Source organism: Aliinostoc sp. HNIBRCY26 (assembly GCF_050235535.1).
In the GTDB taxonomy this organism is placed as follows: Bacteria; Cyanobacteriota; Cyanobacteriia; order Cyanobacteriales; family Nostocaceae; genus Trichormus.
This window is the reverse complement of record NZ_CP189852.1, coordinates 5,239,599-5,257,373: the sequence shown is the minus strand read 5'-3', so window position 1 is coordinate 5,257,373 and position 17,775 is coordinate 5,239,599. Positions and strand designations below refer to the sequence as shown.

The following is a 17,775-nucleotide window of genomic DNA, read 5'->3' as shown; positions in this document are numbered from 1 at the left end:
GGGATGGTATGAAGTTGACAGTTGATAGTGGACAGTTGCCAGTAGGTTGGCAAATAAAGTATTTAGATAAACTTTGTGAAAACCTAGATAGTAAAAGAGTACCTATTACAAAGGCTTCAAGAAAATCTGGCAATATTCCCTATTATGGTGCTTCTGGTATTGTTGATTATGTTGCTGATTACATCTTTGATGAAGATTTACTTTTGGTGTCTGAAGATGGTGCAAATCTTTTAGCAAGAACCTATCCAATAGCATTCTCAATTACAGGTAAGACATGGGTAAATAACCACGCTCATGTACTCCGATTTAAAGAAAAAACTACACAGAGTTTCATCGAATATTATTTAAACTATATTTCCCTTGAGCCTTATGTAAGCGGGATGGCTCAACCAAAACTTAATCAAAAATCACTAAATTCAATAGCTATTCCATTTCCACCACTCCCAGAACAAAAGCTGATTGTGGCGATTTTGCATGAGGCGTTTGAGGGGATTGATAGAGCGATCGCAAACACCGAAAAAAACCTCGCCAACTCTCGCGAAATATTTGAATCTGTTATTCAGACAGCTATTTTTTCTCAGAGTGATCAAGATGACTGCCATATAAAAACAGTTGCAGATGTAGTATCTCCGAAAAAAGGCTCAATACGAACTGGACCATTCGGAAGCCAGCTTTTACACAGTGAATTTGTAGATGAAGGAATTGCAGTTCTGGGAATTGATAACGCTGTCGAAAATGAATTTAAATGGGGTAAAAGAAGATTTATTACGCCTGAAAAATTCCGCCAGCTTTCTCGTTATCAAGTCAAACCTGGCGATGTTTTAATTACAATTATGGGTACTTGTGGACGTTGTGCAATTGTTCCAGATGATATTCCTACAGCAATTAATACGAAACACCTCTGCTGTATTACATTAGACCAAAAACAATGTCTGCCTAGTTTTCTTCATGCTTACTTTCTCCATCATCCGATAGCACAACAATATCTAACAGAAAGAGCTAAAGGCTCTATCATGTCTGGGTTAAATATGGAAATTATAAAGGAATTACCACTTTATCTTCCACCTATTTCAAAACAACAAATAATTTTTGAAAAAGTTAACTTCCTTTTTCAAGAAATTCGCAAGCTCGAAACCATCTACCGCCAAAAAATCGCTGCACTAAAAGAACTCAAACAATCCATCCTGCAAAAAGCACTCACTGGCGAACTCACCGCAGATACCCCAAAAGCTGCTAAGGAGAGAATTGCAGCATAAAAGATTATTTAACGCAATAAAGTAATCATCTCAAGCTTATATATTTTCTGATTCTACTTCTAACTTTAAACTTAATAATTCATATTCGTGCTTTTCCTTATTCAGAATAGTAGATACAATTACATACGCTTGAATAGTGGCTACATAAACTACCTTTCTACTAATAGTTCCTACATCTTTCATATAGATTTAGATTGAATAAATTGCCCTAATTCTGGCAAATATTCATCTGTAATTTCATGGCAATTAACAGTTTTTACAACAACATTCATCCCGTTTTCATAAGGGATTTCTACATGATATACAAAACCATCTTCTGTATTATTAAATATATCTCTAAGCTCAACTTTACCCTGAGCTACGTTTTGAAATCTAGATGAAGACGCGGGAGCATATAACCAAATCTCAGCAACATCAGAACTATCGACACAAATTACAATAAAAATTAATCCCGATTTGTTTTTACAGGAAAACAACACTGGCTTATCATAAAAGTCGTAAACTTCTATGATTTCAAGCTGTCCTAGTATTGTTTGTTCCGGCAAAAAACTCATGTTTATAACTTATGTTTTATTAGAACTTCTTGTTTTAAATCAATTATCTCAAACACCTTATAAGGTTCTGTATTCTCTGGTATCCACCAAGTATGATGTGATTTTTCATTCCTTGACGGAGTATGTTGTATTCTTCCTAGTTCCTCGCTCAAACCACCCTTAGCTATTTTTATCTTCTTAAAACGCGGAATTCTCAGAGATAGATTTTTTGCATCATCCAATGATGAATGAATTGATAAACAACAGACTTGACATTCAGATATACTCGCAGGACATTCCTTATTTGGATTTTCTTGTCGCCAAGATAAGAAATCTTGTGGTTGGGGTGTTTCATGAGCCTTGTTAATAAACCTGTAAAACTCTCCCGATGCAATATCAGATTGCGATGGAGGACAGTCATCGGGGAAGTGTTTTGAATACATTACCCTTTGCTTTTTGGATATAAAAACAAACTCAATTGTATACTTAATAACTTAGTTACTAGACTACTAGCATTAATTTACTACAAATACTAAACAAAATCTGTAAAATTTCTGGGCTTTCACATTTTGCTGACATCATAACTGCTACCAGCATTTTTGCCTGTTGTATGTCAAAAATCAACGAATTGTCTAACCAAACGCTACGGGATATGTAGAAACCGTTTCCCACATCATAGGAGCTACTAAAGAAGGTGGCTCGATCAAGACAGATGAATCTGAATCAAGCTCTACCCGCTATGCTGGCTATCTCCCTTTTTGGGCATAAAAGTGTTTTATCGCAAATCGAGATGAGTCACTCTTAAATCCTCTTACCAGATACGGAAGGTTTAGGACAAGCCAAAAAATACGCCCAAAAGTTGCAGACTCGATTTGCCTACTCTACAAATGGCGACGGTATCTACCAAGTAGATATGCACACAGGGGCAGAAGGCTACATCAAGCAATATCCCACCCCGGATCAACTGTGGTCAGCCACCTTTAGCGAAAAAAATGCGTGGCGCGATCGCTTTGCTGCCATCCCCTTTGAAGACAAAAGCGGCACATGGGAAGCCCGTTATTATCAACACAATGCCATTAAGCACGTCCTAGAAGCGATCTGCCAAGGACAAGACCGGATTTTGTTAACAATGGCAACAGGCACAGGTAAAACCTTCATCGCCTTCCAACTCGCCTGGAAACTCTTTCAAAGCCGTTGGAACCTCAGCCTACAACCCACCCGTCGTCCGCGAATTTTGTTTTTAAGCGATCGCAATATCTTAGCTAACCAAGCCTATAATTCTTTCTCTGCCTTCCCCGACGATGCCCTAGTCCGCATAGACCCAGAAATCATCAAAAAACGGGGTCGAGTCCCAACAAATGGCAGTATATTTTTTACCATTTTCCAGACTTTTATGACTGGACGGGACGACACCGGCAATCCTACACCCAAATTCAGCGACTATCGCCCCGATTTCTTTGACTTCATTATCATTGATGAATGTCACCGAGGCGGAGCCAGTGACGAAAGCACATGGCGGGGAATCTTAGAATACTTCTCCCCAGCAGTACAACTGGGACTCACCGCCACTCCTAAACGAAAAAACAACGCAGATACCTACGCCTATTTCGGTGAGCCAGTCTATACCTATGCCCTCAAAGACGGCATCAACGACGGGTTTCTTACTCCCTTTAAAGTCAGGCAAATCGAAACTACTCTGGATGAATACATTTATAGCAGTGAAGATGAACTAATCGAAGGTGCAGTAGACGAAGACAGAACCTATACTGATGCTGACTTCAACCGCATCATTGTAATTGAAGAACGCGAACGCTATCGGGTACAACTTTTCATGGAAGAAATCGACCAGAATCAAAAAACTCTGGTGTTTTGCGCTAACCAAGACCACGCTCTAGCTGTACGCAATTTAATCAACCAAATGAAGATTAGCAGTAATCCTAATTACTGTGTCCGCGTTACTGCCAATGATGGCAAACTGGGAGAACAGCACCTCAAAAACTTTCAAGACAACGAGAAAACTATCCCCACCATTCTCACCACCTCCCATAAACTATCCACTGGGGTTGATGCCCGAAACGTTCGCAACATCGTACTGATGCGTCCCATCAACTCGATGATTGAATTTAAGCAAATTATTGGTCGTGGTACTCGCTTATTTGAAGGGAAGGACTACTTTACCATTTATGATTTTGTAAAAGCCCACGAACGCTTCGACGATCCTGAATGGGATGGCGAACCCCAAGAACCTGTACTCGTCACAATTTCCAGAGTGGGAGAGAAATTAGATAAATACAATATCTCAACAACAGATAGTAGTATAAATAGAGGCAAAACTAGCAACGACAGTACAGAAGATTCCCGCCCCAAAACCATCAAAATCAAACTCGCTGACGGTAAAGAACGCACCCTCCAACACCGGATTTCTACCAGCTTTTGGAGTCCAGACGGTAAACCCATGAGTGCAGCAGAATTTGTGGAACGTTTGTTTGGTGAAATTCCTGAACTATTCAGAGACGAAGAAGAATTAAGAACAATCTGGAGTCGCCCTGACACCCGTAGAGCTTTATTAGAAGGACTGGCAGAGAAAGGGTACGGCGAGGAACAACTCACAGAAATTAGCCGCATAATTGATGCCGAGAAAAGCGATTTATACGATGTACTAGCTTATATCGCCTATGCCTCACCACCAATTAGCCGCAGAGAGCGCGTCCTTGCTCACAAGTCTTTAATCTTCTCGCAGTATCTCGGTAAACAGCAAGAATTTCTTGACTTTGTGCTGGAACAATACATCAAAGCTGGAGTGGGGGAACTCGATCGCACTAAATTACCTCAACTGTTAGAGTTGAAATATCATACTGTTCGTGATGCTGTGGCAGAACTAGGAAGCGTTGCGAATATCAGTGCAGTATTTATCGGGTTTCAGCAGTATTTGTATTTACACGACACCGCAGCTTAATTGGGCATATTGCTGCCATGAAGTACCCCAGTTAGGCGATTAACTTAAAACTACATAACCATTGCATACAATGGCGATCGCCTCTCAAAACGACTTTTTTTGTAGTAATAGATACCATGAATACTTAGGAACAGCCCATCTTAAACTTCCAAAATCCTGAAATCATGCCACTTCAACGTTAGAAGCTACCTTCCCATCGTCATCATTAGGTACATATTCCAAAAGTTCTCCAGGTTGACAATCCAACGCCTTACAAATGCCGTTTAACCTTTCTGGGGTTAATCGTGGCATTTCGTCAACCTTACGCAGTCTGTACACAGAATTTTCCGTTATTCCTAACGCCTCAGCTAAATCTTTATTTCTCACTCGCTTACGCGCCATCACTTCATTTAATTTCCAGCGAATCACTTGATTCTCAGACATAGACTACATCACCAGTTTAGTCGCTGCTAGATGTAGATTTATCTACTCCTCAGTATTCTATTTAACAAGTAGATATATAACATTCTAAGTTTTATTAATCTACACTTGACGCAAATCTACGTGTCGCGTAGATTAAATGGTAGACAAAAACAAAAGCGATCGCCCTCCGGGAAGAGTCCGCGATCGCATTTTGTACAACCCCATTGATGAAGTCATTCACATGATTATACAAGAGGCATTTGATGACCAAACTTTGATGCAATCAGAGTTTGAGGAATACGTTGACCAGCTAACTGACCCAACACCGCCAGAAATAGAGATTGATTCTGTAACAGATGATTTTGGAGAACTTTATCGAGTTTGGAACGGTTCACAACTGCTAGGTACTTTTTATCAAAATCTTGAGGGTAAATGGATAGCGCAGCCTTGTAATAGAGATGAAAAACTTTGTTGTGAGACAGCTTTGCAAGCGCAGTTGCTCATCATAGCTGTTAATGGTTTGCTGGTTGCAGATGTAGCATAGACCCTTAAAAAATTTTTCCATCGCCTGGAGACGTGGTTCATACCCGTCTCTTTTTTATTGATGAATGTTTAAAGTTCCCAAGAATAAAAATAACAAGATTGCTGAATCAAAATGATGAATCCGCGTATCTAAACTTTTTTGAGTTTTCGCTGTAGAGATTAGTAAATCTAGTACATTAGCCTTCTTGCTTCATCATTGTGCTTTGGCGAGAGGAAAGCGTAATTATACAGGTATAATTTTAAATATATGTGTATTTTTACGTTAAATTTGGGTAATTTGTCATGAAACTGGACTTAAAGAGGTTTTATCAGGCGTGCAACCCAATGAAGACCCTGGTTGTGAGTAAACCAGAGGATCGGCAATATTATATAGATTTCTCTAAGGTGCGTGGTAGCAAGATTATTAATGAATTAGGCAGAACGATTAGCCGACTGTCACCTGATGAACCTACTTGTCAATTATTTACTGGACATATTGGCTGTGGTAAATCGACAGAGTTGCTGAAACTGAAATTAGAGTTAGAACAGCAGGGATTTCATGTAGTTTACTTTGAATCTAGCCAAAGTCTAGATACGGCTGATGTAGATGTTACAGATATTTTGTTAGCTATAGCTCGTGAAGTGGGTCAAAGTTTAGAAGCAGTGAAGATTAACCTCAAGCCAGGATACTTTCAAAACCTATTTAGGGAAGTTGCGGAATTTTTGCAGACACCGTTAGATATTGGGGTAGAGGCTGAGTTGTCGGTGGGAATTGGGAAAATTACTGCCAAAACTAAAGATAGTCCTAACTTGCGATCGCAACTCCGACAGTATTTAGAACCACGCACCAACGGTATTCTAGAATCTATCAATAAAGAAATACTCAAACCTGCCATTGAAAAGCTGAAACAGCAAGGTAAACAGGGTTTAGTTGTCATTATTGATAACCTTGATCGCATTGATAATACCTTAAAAGGTTACGGTCAAATTCAGCCGGAATATTTATTTGTGGAACGTGGCGAACAGTTAAACCAGCTCAGTTGTCACGTTGTTTATACAATTCCCTTGGTATTACTTTTCTCCAACACTTTAGGTCGATTAACAAATCGCTTTGGAGTTGACCCCAAGGTTTTACCAATGGTTCCGGTAAAACTGCGGGATGGAACTAGATCCTCCGAGGGAATGAGATTATTGCAACAAATGGTGATGGTGAGGGCTTTTCCTGGGGTAAGTTGGGAACAAAGCCAGCATTTAATTACAGAGGTGTTTGATAGCTCTGAGACATTAGAAAGGCTGTGCTTAGTTAGCGGTGGTCATTTGCGGAATTTGTTAATGATATTATTTCGCTGTCTTCAGCAAGATGATCCTCCCATTTCTAGGGAGTGTTTAGAAAGCGTGATTAAAAAACGTTGTAATGAACTGACTTTAGCTATTACCCCTGATGAATGGGAAGTGCTGCGTGAGGTAGCGAGGGTGAAAACTTTACGAGGTCATGAAAATTACGAATTATTATTGCGTAGTATGTTTGTATTTGAATATCGTGATGAAGATGGTTCATGGTTTGATATCAATCCCATTTTGGCAGAGGCTAAGGATTTTCAGTTATGACAACTAAACGGACTTGATATAATCTCTTTGTATGAATAATCAGTGTGATGGAGAAAATTTAACGCCGGAAAATGAACGCTCTTTACAAACTCTGGTAAGAGCAATTACTTTGTCTCAAGGTGAATTTTCGCTGATTTTATTACGTTGTAATTATGGGGCTTTGAGGCAGCAAATTACACGCAGATTACACGAACTGTCTCCGCTAGAAATACGCGAAATTAGTTTACCCACATCGGTAAAAACGCTGTATACCAGCATAGTTGAGCAGTTGGGAGATGAACAGCCAGAAGCTTTAATGGTTTTTGGTTTGGAGTCAGTGCAAGATATTGATAGCGTTCTGACTGCGGCTAACCGGGTGCGGGAGGAGTTTAGAAATAACTTTCGCTTCCCGGTTTTGTTGTGGGTAAATGACCAAATTCTGCAAAAGTTAATTCGGTTAGCAACTGATTTAGAAAGTTGGACTACTACTGTAGTTTTTGAAAGTTCTACTCATAAATTAATTGAGTTAATTCAACAAATCACTGATGAGATATTTCATGGTGATATTATTCCTCATGCTCAGGTTTGTCGGGAATTAACACAGGCTAACCAAGATTTACAGGCGCAGAAAGTAGGTTTAAACCCAACTTTGCAAGCTAGTTTAGCATTTGTGCAGGGGTGGTATGATTATCTGCATGATCAGATAGATGCTGCTTTAGAAAATTATCAACAGAGTTTAAATTTTTGGCTGGGAAGTAATCATTTAGAACGGCAGGGTATTTTATTATTTCATTTGGGGTTGGCTTGGGAACGTCAAGCACAAAAGCATCAGGGAAATTGGCAGACAGCTAGAGATTATTTACAAAGAGCTATTGCAGTATTAGAAGAGGGTAAATTTAGTAATTTAGTTGCTAAGTATATTAATAAATTGGGTGAGGTGCTGCGACATCTGCAAGCTTGGGATGAGTTGCAAAGTCTAGCGGAAAAATCTTTAACTTTACAGCAAAATCATGGTGCGGCGTTGCAGGTGGCTCAATGTTATGGTTTTTTGGCGGAGGTGGCTTTAGCAAAAGCGCAGTGGAGTGAAGCTCAAGAATTTGCTGAACACGCATTAGCTAGTAGTGAAAATGTAGCTGATAAGCAAATTCATGAGCGGGGTTTATATCGGTTGATTTTGGCACGCGCTCAATATGCTACCAAACAAATTAATCAGGCTATTGCTAATTTAGAATTAGCTAAAGATGAAAGTGATCATCAATATAATCCCAGGCTTTATATTAGCATTTTGGCATTGTTGCGGAAGTGGTATTTTAATGATAAAGAATATCTGCAAGCGTTTAGGTTGAAGCTGAAGCAATTACAAATTGAACAACAGTATAAGTTTAGGGCTTTTGTGGGTGCATCTTATCTTAACCCACAACGCCAGGAGATTAATACTACACAGTTCCAAGGAGAGAAAACAGGAACAATTGCTGATGAAATTCGGGCTTCTGGGCGGGAATTAGATGTTAATCGACTGCGAAATAAAATTGCTGAAGATAAGAATAAATTAATTGTAATTCATGGCCAGTCTGGGGTGGGTAAAAGCTCAATTTTACAGGCGGGTTTAATACCTGCTTTGCAGCAACAATCTATACAGGCGCGAGAGGCTTTACCTGTATTGGTGCGGGTTTATTCTGATTGGGTTAGTGTGTTGGGAAGGGGTATATCAGAGGCTTTTGAGGCGGTGCGGAGAAGTAAATTAGCTGTTGATTTTAACTCGGACGCAGTGATTATTGAACAGTTACGTCTGAATAATGAGCGTAATTTGTTGACCGTGTTAATTTTTGACCAATTTGAAGAGTTTTTCTTTGTTTATCCAGATAAGGTGCAACGGCGAGAATTTTATGATTTTTTGCGGGTTTGTTTGGATATTCCTTTTGTTAAGGTTGTGCTGTCTTTGCGAGAAGATTATTTACATTATTTATTAGAGTTAGAGCGTTTATTTGATTTGGGTGTTGTTAATAATAATATTTTAGATAAAGGTATTCGTTATTATTTGGGTAATTTTTCGGTAGAAGATACGAAAAAAGTTATCAAAAGTTTGACGGAGAGAACCCAGTTTTATTTAGAAGATGGGCTAGTTGAACAATTAGTCAGTGATTTAGCTGGGAAATTGGGAGAAGTACGACCGATTGAATTGCAAATTGTGGGGGCGCAGTTACAAACAGAGAATATTACTACTTTAAGACAGTATCAGCAAGTAGGGACTAAGGAAAAACTGGTTGAGAACTTTTTAGAAGATGTAATTAGAGATTGTGGTTCAGAAAATGAACGGGTAGCGCGATTAGTTTTATACTTGCTTACAGATGAAAATGGCACACGACCGCTAAAAACTCGTGCGGAGTTAGTAGAGGGTTTGGCGGCAGAAGTTGATAAGTTAGATTTGGTTTTAGAGATTTTTGTGCAATCTGGATTAGTTTTATTATTGCCAGAATCGCCTGCTGACCGTTATCAATTGGTGCATGATTATTTAGTAGCTTTTATTCGGCAGCAGCAGGGGAATGAAATATTAGCAGAACTGGCAAGAGAAAGAGAACAGCGTCAACTAACAGAAGAAGAATTAAAACGGGTTGAACAGAAAAATAAAATATTAGCTGATGCTCAAAGGGAAGCTGACCAGAAAATTAAGCAGGGGCGAAATCGGTTGTTGATAAGTTCTGGTTTATCAATATGTTTATTAGCAGTAACAGTCTTGTATGCTTCTAGCTTATTTCAACAGGCGGAATCTGCGAAGGGCAAACAGCAAGCTTCAGAAAAAGAATTAACCCAAGCACAATTTAATTTAAAGTCAGTTAAGCAAGAAAAGCAGCAGACAGATATTCAACTAGCTAACAACCGCAAACAAGCTAAGGAATTAGAAAATCAAAGCAATAATTTAAAGAAAAACTATCAAGCAGCGTTAAAAAATCAGCAAGATGCAGAAGCGAAGTTTAAAGCGGCACAATTAGAAAGCCAAAAGGCAAGTGAGAATTTAGCTAATGCTAAAGCAGATTTAGATAAAGTAAACAAGGAAGCAGCAAATTTACAACAGAAAAATGCTAAGGCTGAGGCCAGAATTAAAAATGCGACAGAAAAAGTCAAAGCTGCTGAGGTTAAAGCACAACAGGCAAAGAAACAGCAAGACGATGCGGAAGCTAAAGCTAGACAGGCTGATGAAACTTTGAAGACAGCACAAGCCGAACTGGTGAACGCAAAGAAAGCAACGGAAGTAGCACAAGCAGCCCAAGCAGAAGCAAAAAAGGGAACGGAACTAGAACGAGCAGGGGTGAATGCTTTAAGACAGTTTGAATTTGCAGAGTTAGAAGCTTTGGTGGCGGTGATGCACTCAGCTAAAGAGTTGAAAGGATTGGTGAAAGATGGCCGCACTTTGGAAAAATACCCGGCTATTAGCCCCATGTTTGCTTTAGATAGTATTTTAAGCAGGATTACAGAACGTAATCAATTGAAAGGGCATCAGGACTGGGTCAGAAGTGTGAGTTTCAGCCCCGATGGCAAAACCATCGCCACCGCCTCCTCTGACAGGACAGCGCGGTTGTGGACGACCGACGGGCAACTGTTACGGGAATTGAAAGGGCATCAGGGCAGTGTCTGGGGTGTGAGTTTCAGCCCCGATGGCAAAACCATCGCCACCGCCTCCTCTGACAGGACAGCGCGGTTGTGGACGACCGACGGGCAACTGTTACGGGAATTGAAAGGGCATCAGGGCAGTGTCTGGGGTGTGAGTTTCAGCCCCGATGGCAAAACCATCGCCACCGCCTCCTCTGACAGGACAGCGCGGTTGTGGACGACCGACGGGCAACTGTTACGGGAATTGAAAGGGCATCAGGGCATTGTCTGGGGTGTGAGTTTCAGCCCCGATGGCAAAACCATCGCCACCGCCTCGGATGACAGGACAGCGCGGTTGTGGACGACCGACGGGCAACTGTTACGGGAATTGAAAGGGCATCAGGGCATTGTCTGGGGTGTGAGTTTCAGCCCCGATGGCAAAACCATCGCCACCGCCTCGGATGACAGGACAGCGCGGTTGTGGACGACCGACGGGCAACTGTTACGGGAATTGAAAGGGCATCAGGGCTTTGTCTATAGTGTGAGTTTCAGCCCCGATGGCAAAACCATCGCCACCGCCTCGGATGACAGGACAGCGCGGTTGTGGACGACCGACGGGCAACTGTTACGGGAATTGAAAGGGCATCAGGGCATTGTCTGGGGTGTGAGTTTCAGCCCCGATGGCAAAACCATCGCCACCGCCTCCTCTGACAGGACAGCGCGGTTGTGGACGACCGACGGGCAACTGTTACGGGAATTGAAAGGGCATCAGGGCATTGTCTATAGTGTGAGTTTCAGCCCCGATGGCAAAACCATCGCCACCGCCTCCTCTGACAGGACGGCGCGGTTGTGGACGACCGACGGGCAACTGTTACGGGAATTGAAAGGGCATCAGGGCTTTGTCTTAAGTGTGAGTTTCAGCCCCGATGGCAAAACCATCGCCACCGCCTCGGATGACAGGACAGCGCGGTTGTGGACGACCGACGGGCAACTGTTACGGGAATTGAAAGGGCATCAGGGCATTGTCTGGGGTGTGAGTTTCAGCCCCGATGGCAAAACCATCGCCACCGCCTCCTCTGACAGGACAGCGCGGTTGTGGACGACCGACGGGCAACTGTTACGGGAATTGAAAGGGCATCAGGGCATTGTCTATAGTGTGAGTTTCAGCCCCGATGGCAAAACCATCGCCACCGCCTCGGATGACAGGACAGCGCGGTTGTGGACGACCGACGGGCAACTGTTACGGGAATTGAAAGGGCATCAGGGCATTGTCTGGGGTGTGAGTTTCAGCCCCGATGGCAAAACCATCGCCACCGCCTCGGATGACAGGACAGCGCGGTTGTGGACGACCGACGGGCAACTGTTACGGGAATTGAAAGGGCATCAGGGCATTGTCTGGGGTGTGAGTTTCAGCCCCGATGGCAAAACCATCGCCACCGCCTCCTCTGACAGGACAGCGCGGTTGTGGACGACCGACGGGCAACTGTTACGGGAATTGAAAGGGCATCAGGGCATTGTCTATAGTGTGAGTTTCAGCCCCGATGGCAAAACCATCGCCACCGCCTCGGATGAAAGGACAGCGCGGTTGTGGCCTGTGCAGAGTTTAGACCAGTTGTTGGTGCGGGGTTGTGCGTGGTTGCAATATTATGTGAGGAATCCGATTGCAAGTGAGCAGGATAGGAAACTGTGTGAGGGAATTAAATAATTAAAGTTGACTGATTACGCTCTCCAGAAACACGGGGGTGTAAGGGTGTAGGGGAAGAAAGAAGTGTTTCTTCTATAATTGTGCTGGTGTGTAGTCGCGCTAGTCAGAGGCTCACATAGAACATCTCAGAATCAAATTATTCTCTATCAACTCCAGTATCAGTCTACGGTGAACTACTAAAGAAAAAATTCGTCAAAGTTTAATAACGCTGTTGCCGTTTAGCCATTTTTGCAAAAGGCAAGAAACAATGAGGACACTCCCCTTTTACCCAATCTGCGGGAATAGGGAAAGGAGTTTCACAGTTAGTACATTTGGTTAACAAGCGTAAATTGTGGCGAACACATTTTTGTTGCTCCTTATATTGCCACTCAATCCGATGATAAGGCTCTTCTGCATAGCAGACAGCACACAATTTAATTGGGCGAGGCTTCATAGTCATCCCCTTTAGTGGCAGCATCCCTTTGAGTTCTTCGACTTCAACTTCAACAAAGTTTGCTAATGCCTCTAATTCTTGTTGAGTTGGGAATGGATTGAAGTAAAGTTTTTTCCATCTTGTTACTATTGCACCAACTCCCGCGTCTTTACCAACTTGATAACCCGTTAGTAAATTAGCCATTTCAAAACGACCTAAAAAGTGGCTTATACTTTCCCCTGGTAATGGTTCAACTATATTGATCCATGCTTCAAAATTATAGATTTCTTCTGGCATATGGATTGATAACTTTGATGATATATCTTTTAGCTTGCCACTAATGAATAATCACCTTCAATACTATTTAAAAGTGACTTATCAATTTTGTTAACACCAGATTCTAATGCTTTTACTGCTGCATCTCTAAGAATTTGGTCTAGTAATCTAATTTGCCCAGCCGTTTTTGCCTGTAAAATAGTTATGATTTCTTGGTTATCTGCTAAATTTGATGGCTCAGGTAATTTCAGAATTTGCTGTTCCCAAATCTTTACTGTTTTTGTAAAGTTTGCTCCTATTAGTGTTTCAAAACTGAAGTATGCTGCAAAACGTCCACCAACTTGCTCATTTTTACTAATTAAGGCATCTAATCTACTACTTGTACCTACTAAAATTGGAATAATTTTTACCTTATCAGATAAATCTGTAACATCTGTGAGTGTTTTAAATTGAAGACGATGGGCTTCATCAATAATTAGCATTTCTACTTTACATTGTTTAATCAAATACCATGCCCGTTCTCTCAGTTGATGTTCAGTGCCACCCTTAGCTTTAAATTTTAGAGTTTCAATAATAGTTTTAAACAAAAGGGATGGGCTGCAAGAACTACCTATTAACTCTACATATAATACGGGCGCGACTGGGTTTTGATTGGGGATTTTAGCCGCTCTGTTTTGATAGGTATAAAAAAGAGAAGCTGTAGTTTTACCCAGACCTGACTCTCCTACTGCTCTACCAGGTTTTCGTAACTTTCTCCTTTCATCTAACCAAGCACTAAATCTTTTTACTTGTTCGAGGTTTAAAATATCTGGTTGTCTAAGCCGTTCAATCTCTTGCTGTATTTCTTCGTTTGTCATAGTTTACAAACCCAGTTCTTCACGCAATAATTTCAAATCCAATTTTTCTATTGGTTTGTCGTCTTCGGGTTGAGATATTAATACCGCAACCTGTTCATTTTTCTTTTCTGTCAAGACTTGTGGTATTTGCTCTATACGTTTCTCTTCAGAACGGCGACGTTCAGCTTTAGTTTTATTTTTCTTCTGTTGTAAAAAATTTCTGCGTCTAAGAGCCTCTTCTAAAATTGAAATATTATTGATGCCTTTACCACTATTTTCTGCTTTTTTACGTGCGTATTTAACTTCTTCAACTGACAGCTTTTCTGCTTCTAAAGCAATAGCATAAGCACGCGCCAAGAATATTTCTTTATTATTTTTTCGACCATATACCAATACCATAGTGATGTCTCTGGGATCGAACCTTAAGATAACTTTGTCGCCTGCGTAAGCTCCTAAATTTTCTCCCCTGTAACGAAGACCAGAGAAGTTAAGATAACCATTGTCATATACAACCCGCTCTGCTGCCTTCATTAAGCAAATGTCAAGTTCTCTATCGTTCAGTAAAGTCGGAGGTCTTTGCAATCCTTTCTCCCAACGCTCAATCCGACTTTGTTTTGGAGTTAGAGGGTTGGCTTGACTTCGGGCATCAGGCTTTTGGTTATAGCTATCAACGATGTAACCAACAATTAGTTTTTCTAGCTCAGGAAGACTAATACAAGCTTTCTTTTCAGCTCCTTCTGGCCGATCTTTGACACTTGAACCCGTATAACCCGGCATTTCAGAAAGTAGACCACTCATGGTTCTGAATGGTCGCTCTACAATGCCGCCATCGGAAGGTTGACTTCGCAGGGTTGGCTCAAAATTTAATTCGTTCGCAATCCATTCAATTATGTGTTTTGCACGAAAATCCTTGCCCCCGTCAGTATAAACATATTTAGGTAAACCGTAAGCACTCCACTTACATCTAAGTTCATACTCTGAAGTGTACCGTTTTGGCATAATTGCATTACGCAGTGCCAAAGCTACAACTTGAGAACTGGGTGCAGCAAAACCTAGACGTAGTCCAACAATGCAGCGAGAATAACAATCTATTACTGTCGTTAATTGAGGACGACCTATCTCCTCACCATCCTCATCCACTAATAAAATGTCCGCTTTAGTATGGTCTATTTGCCAAACCTGATTGCTGTACTTAATAGGTATTTCTTGACCATCACGGGTTTTGATTGTGTGTTCAGAACCGTGCCATCCTGGGCTACGGCTAGTGCGCGACTGATGCTTTTTCTCCTCAACTGGTTTGAGCCATCTTTCTACTGTTCTAGTGCTAGGAGGTTTTCCATACTTTGACCAATACTTAAAGCCTCCTGCTTTTTCCTTAATTTTTATCAGCTTCTTTAGCTCCCAATCTAAATCTTCTCCCCGCAATCCCTGACTTTCTAACTTTGATATTTCTGCTTCTAATTCTTTTTTGGCAAATTCGTAGGCTTTAGTCTCAATTTGCTCGGCAACCTGAGTGCGAGTCATGCGATCACTTCCTTTATTTCCTTGTTTATAAATTTTGAGACTTAAGTTATACCAGTATTCGCTTTTTCGCACCTGTCCTTTGTCTGCTCTAGGAACTTCTGCTAAAGCAGCTAGACCTTTTTCTTCCCATGACTTAATCAAACGCCTAACCGTTCGTTCTGATTTACCAAGCTTTTTGGCTGCTTCCCTCAACCTTTCACCATAAGTTAGGCGATCGCAGGGTTCACGTAAATTACTAATTATCTCTAGTTTTACTCTTTGTTCTCCTGAGAGCCTGAGTTCTGAGTCCTCTAAGTATCTCTGATCCAGGAACTCAACTGATTTATCTTCTGCTATGGAGTTCTCATCTTCACTCAATGATTCAACTTCCATTGACAAGTCGAGTATATCTGCATCCTCATCATCCAAAAGGAAGTCATCTTCATCTTCCAGTTCAAACTGGTTATCTACATCTAAATAACTCATAGATGTGATTTATCTTTGATTATTTGGGTACATTCATACTACTATAAAACTGCAAATAATTGACATTCAATTTTTCGCTAAATTAATAATTGTCATCTAATAAGTCGGAGTCGTTTAAAAAGGTCATGTAATTCGTCGTCAGAGACTGAATTAGTTGGATTTGGCTTTCATTGCTGGAAAGTATTGATATATATGGTTTTTCGGTTCAGGCAATGCTGTGACAAATAATTTGTCGTAATGGACAATTAATTTGTCGCTCTACATCAGCGTAGATGGAGGAAAAGTTCGACTTAGAGGTAAACTCAAAGCAGGCTGTCACTGACGAGACTATAAAACGGTTCGTTTGCAAGGGATTTACTATGGTGCGTTTTTTGATGACAACCAATCATTAATTGATTATGTCAATAGCCAGCGTTTAGTTAACCCGTTAGTCTGCTTAGGAGATGGTCATGATGGTGTATGGAATCTCGTCAAAGAGTTTGGTAAAAGTGAGAATTTTGAACGTTGGGAAATTTTAGATTGGTATCATCTCAAGGAAAATCTTTATAAAGTAGGTGGTTCAAATAAGCGACTCAAAGCAGCTGAAACTCTTTTATGGCAGGGTCAAGTTGAAGAAGCTAAAGCTTTATTCCATAATTGCCGAGGCAAACAAGCTAAGAACTTCATCGCTTATCTCGAAAAACATTGCTCCCGTATTGTCAACTATAGCTATTATCAAGCTGAACAACTTTGTTCTATTGGTTCTGGTGCAGTCGAGTCTGCTATTAAACAGATTGGAGCTAGGATGAAAATTTCTGGCGCACAGTGGAATGTTGAGAGTGTCAACCAAATTCTTTCTGTTCGTTGTGCTTATCTGAATGGTTTACTTGCTATTTGAGTGTTTCTGCCAAAAGTGGATGCTCCCGGCATCTTTAGCTTGCCATGAATTAATTTGCCAAAAAACAGGAAAACCAATCGATATTACACACACTACTACCAGTATCTGCAAGAATCGATTAGTTTTCATAAGTAATTACCAACTAGAACACTTTGAAAAAGTTACAAGTTTTCTTTTGCCTTTTGCCTTTTACCTTTTGCCTTTTCAAGAATTCTGCCAGCAACGCATCAGCAGTGTACCACCGGCTACTAATTTAATTACCTCTAGGAAGAAATAACTACCGTGGAGTAGATTCATTTGGGTGGGAATTGTGGACACTGTGTCAAATAAGTTGAGATGAACCCCAACGGCGCACATTTGCGGTGTTAAGAGATAGGTATTTAAAAACGCGATCGCCAACAGTGTTACTGCTAAAAACAAACAGTTAGTATGCCACTGAGAGTGGGTTTTTCTCCAGGCTAAAACACCGGTTAAAACGACAGCCGCAAATAATAATTCTAGGCGATTGAACATCCAAAAAATCATGTAGCCTACTGTCGTAAAACTATCTTGGTTCATCATGCCAGAGAAGTAAAGACTAGGCATAACTACCCAATCTAACACTAGGCTAGCACTTAGCCAAAAGCCAAGAGCAAACAAGACAGCAGTTTGCCAACTTGACCGTCTGAATTCAATGGTAGAAATAGTATTCATAAGAATAATTGCCTGTGTTGTATCTTTAGTTTCTAACTTTTATGCTGACTCTGACAACACATATCAATTAACTTTAACAAACTCTGAAAGCTTTCATTAACATATAGTGATAGTTGCAATGTATTGATAACAAATATTAATTT

General features: G+C 40.8%; 11 protein-coding genes and 2 pseudogenes. 6 read left to right on the top strand and 7 right to left on the bottom strand.

All coding sequences use genetic code 11. The features are described 5' to 3' along the window. Positions 1-8: 8 nt before the first annotated feature. Positions 9-1,256 carry a restriction endonuclease subunit S gene (locus ACQFX9_RS22300; protein ID WP_427158577.1) on the top strand — a complete coding sequence of 416 codons (1,248 nt, stop codon included), beginning with the start codon at positions 9-11 and terminating at the stop codon, positions 1,254-1,256. A gap of 179 nt (positions 1,257-1,435) precedes the next feature. Here ACQFX9_RS22300 and ACQFX9_RS22295 read toward each other — a convergent pair whose 3' ends face one another. Together ACQFX9_RS22295 and ACQFX9_RS22290 are read right to left on the bottom strand one after the other, a co-directional pair. Next, positions 1,436-1,810, bottom strand: coding sequence for a DUF6575 domain-containing protein (locus ACQFX9_RS22295; RefSeq protein WP_427158575.1), 375 nt, complete (start codon positions 1,808-1,810; stop codon positions 1,436-1,438). A 2-nt stretch (positions 1,811-1,812) separates the two neighbouring features. After that, positions 1,813-2,232: a hypothetical protein gene (locus tag ACQFX9_RS22290; RefSeq protein WP_427158573.1), complete on the bottom strand. Its 420-nt coding sequence runs from the start codon at positions 2,230-2,232 to the stop codon at positions 1,813-1,815. Positions 2,233-2,600: 368 nt separating this feature from the next. Between ACQFX9_RS22290 and hsdR the strand changes: the two are divergent. Next, positions 2,601-4,745 (top strand): annotated as a pseudogene (gene hsdR / locus ACQFX9_RS22285) (EcoAI/FtnUII family type I restriction enzme subunit R); the annotation flags it as partial. 162 nt (positions 4,746-4,907) lie between these two features. Here hsdR and ACQFX9_RS22280 read toward each other — a convergent pair. Continuing rightward, complete coding sequence (locus ACQFX9_RS22280) at positions 4,908-5,168, bottom strand: helix-turn-helix domain-containing protein (protein ID WP_427158571.1); 261 nt, start codon at positions 5,166-5,168, stop codon at positions 4,908-4,910. A gap of 136 nt (positions 5,169-5,304) precedes the next feature. On the opposite strand from ACQFX9_RS22280, the gene ACQFX9_RS22275 reads away from it, so the two are divergent. The 3 genes from ACQFX9_RS22275 (at position 5,305) to ACQFX9_RS22265 (ending at position 12,549) form a co-directional block, all read left to right on the top strand. Then, positions 5,305-5,691, top strand: a complete 387-nt coding sequence (locus ACQFX9_RS22275) for a hypothetical protein (protein ID WP_427158569.1) — start codon at positions 5,305-5,307, stop codon at positions 5,689-5,691. A 281-nt stretch (positions 5,692-5,972) separates the two neighbouring features. Further along, complete coding sequence (locus ACQFX9_RS22270) at positions 5,973-7,277, top strand: P-loop NTPase fold protein (protein WP_427158567.1); 1,305 nt, start codon at positions 5,973-5,975, stop codon at positions 7,275-7,277. 31 nt (positions 7,278-7,308) lie between these two features. Continuing rightward, on the top strand, positions 7,309-12,549 hold the full coding sequence (locus ACQFX9_RS22265; protein ID WP_427158566.1) for a hypothetical protein: 5,241 nt from the start codon (positions 7,309-7,311) through the stop codon (positions 12,547-12,549). Positions 12,550-12,748: 199 nt separating this feature from the next. On the opposite strand, the gene ACQFX9_RS22260 is transcribed toward ACQFX9_RS22265, so the two are convergent. The 3 genes from ACQFX9_RS22260 to ACQFX9_RS22250 are packed head-to-tail and all read right to left on the bottom strand — an operon-like array spanning position 12,749 to position 16,062. Then, positions 12,749-13,258 (bottom strand): TniQ family protein, encoded by a 510-nt coding sequence (locus ACQFX9_RS22260; RefSeq protein ID WP_427158564.1) that lies wholly within the window; start codon positions 13,256-13,258, stop codon positions 12,749-12,751. Between the two features lie 29 nt (positions 13,259-13,287). After that, positions 13,288-14,094, bottom strand: a complete 807-nt coding sequence (locus ACQFX9_RS22255; protein ID WP_427158562.1) for a TniB family NTP-binding protein — start codon at positions 14,092-14,094, stop codon at positions 13,288-13,290. Between the two features lie 3 nt (positions 14,095-14,097). Further along, the gene (locus tag ACQFX9_RS22250; RefSeq protein WP_427158561.1) at positions 14,098-16,062 is read right to left on the bottom strand and encodes a Mu transposase C-terminal domain-containing protein; all 1,965 of its coding nucleotides are present in this window, start codon (positions 16,060-16,062) and stop codon (positions 14,098-14,100) included. A 262-nt stretch (positions 16,063-16,324) separates the two neighbouring features. Here ACQFX9_RS22250 and ACQFX9_RS22245 point away from each other — a divergent pair. Further along, positions 16,325-16,939: pseudogene (locus ACQFX9_RS22245) on the top strand (ISKra4-like element ISNsp6 family transposase); the annotation flags it as partial. 204 nt (positions 16,940-17,143) lie between these two features. Here the strand turns inward: ACQFX9_RS22245 and ACQFX9_RS22240 are convergent. Beyond that, positions 17,144-17,632 carry a hypothetical protein gene (locus ACQFX9_RS22240; protein WP_427158560.1) on the bottom strand — a complete coding sequence of 163 codons (489 nt, stop codon included), beginning with the start codon at positions 17,630-17,632 and terminating at the stop codon, positions 17,144-17,146. Between the last annotated feature and the right edge of the window lie 143 nt (positions 17,633-17,775).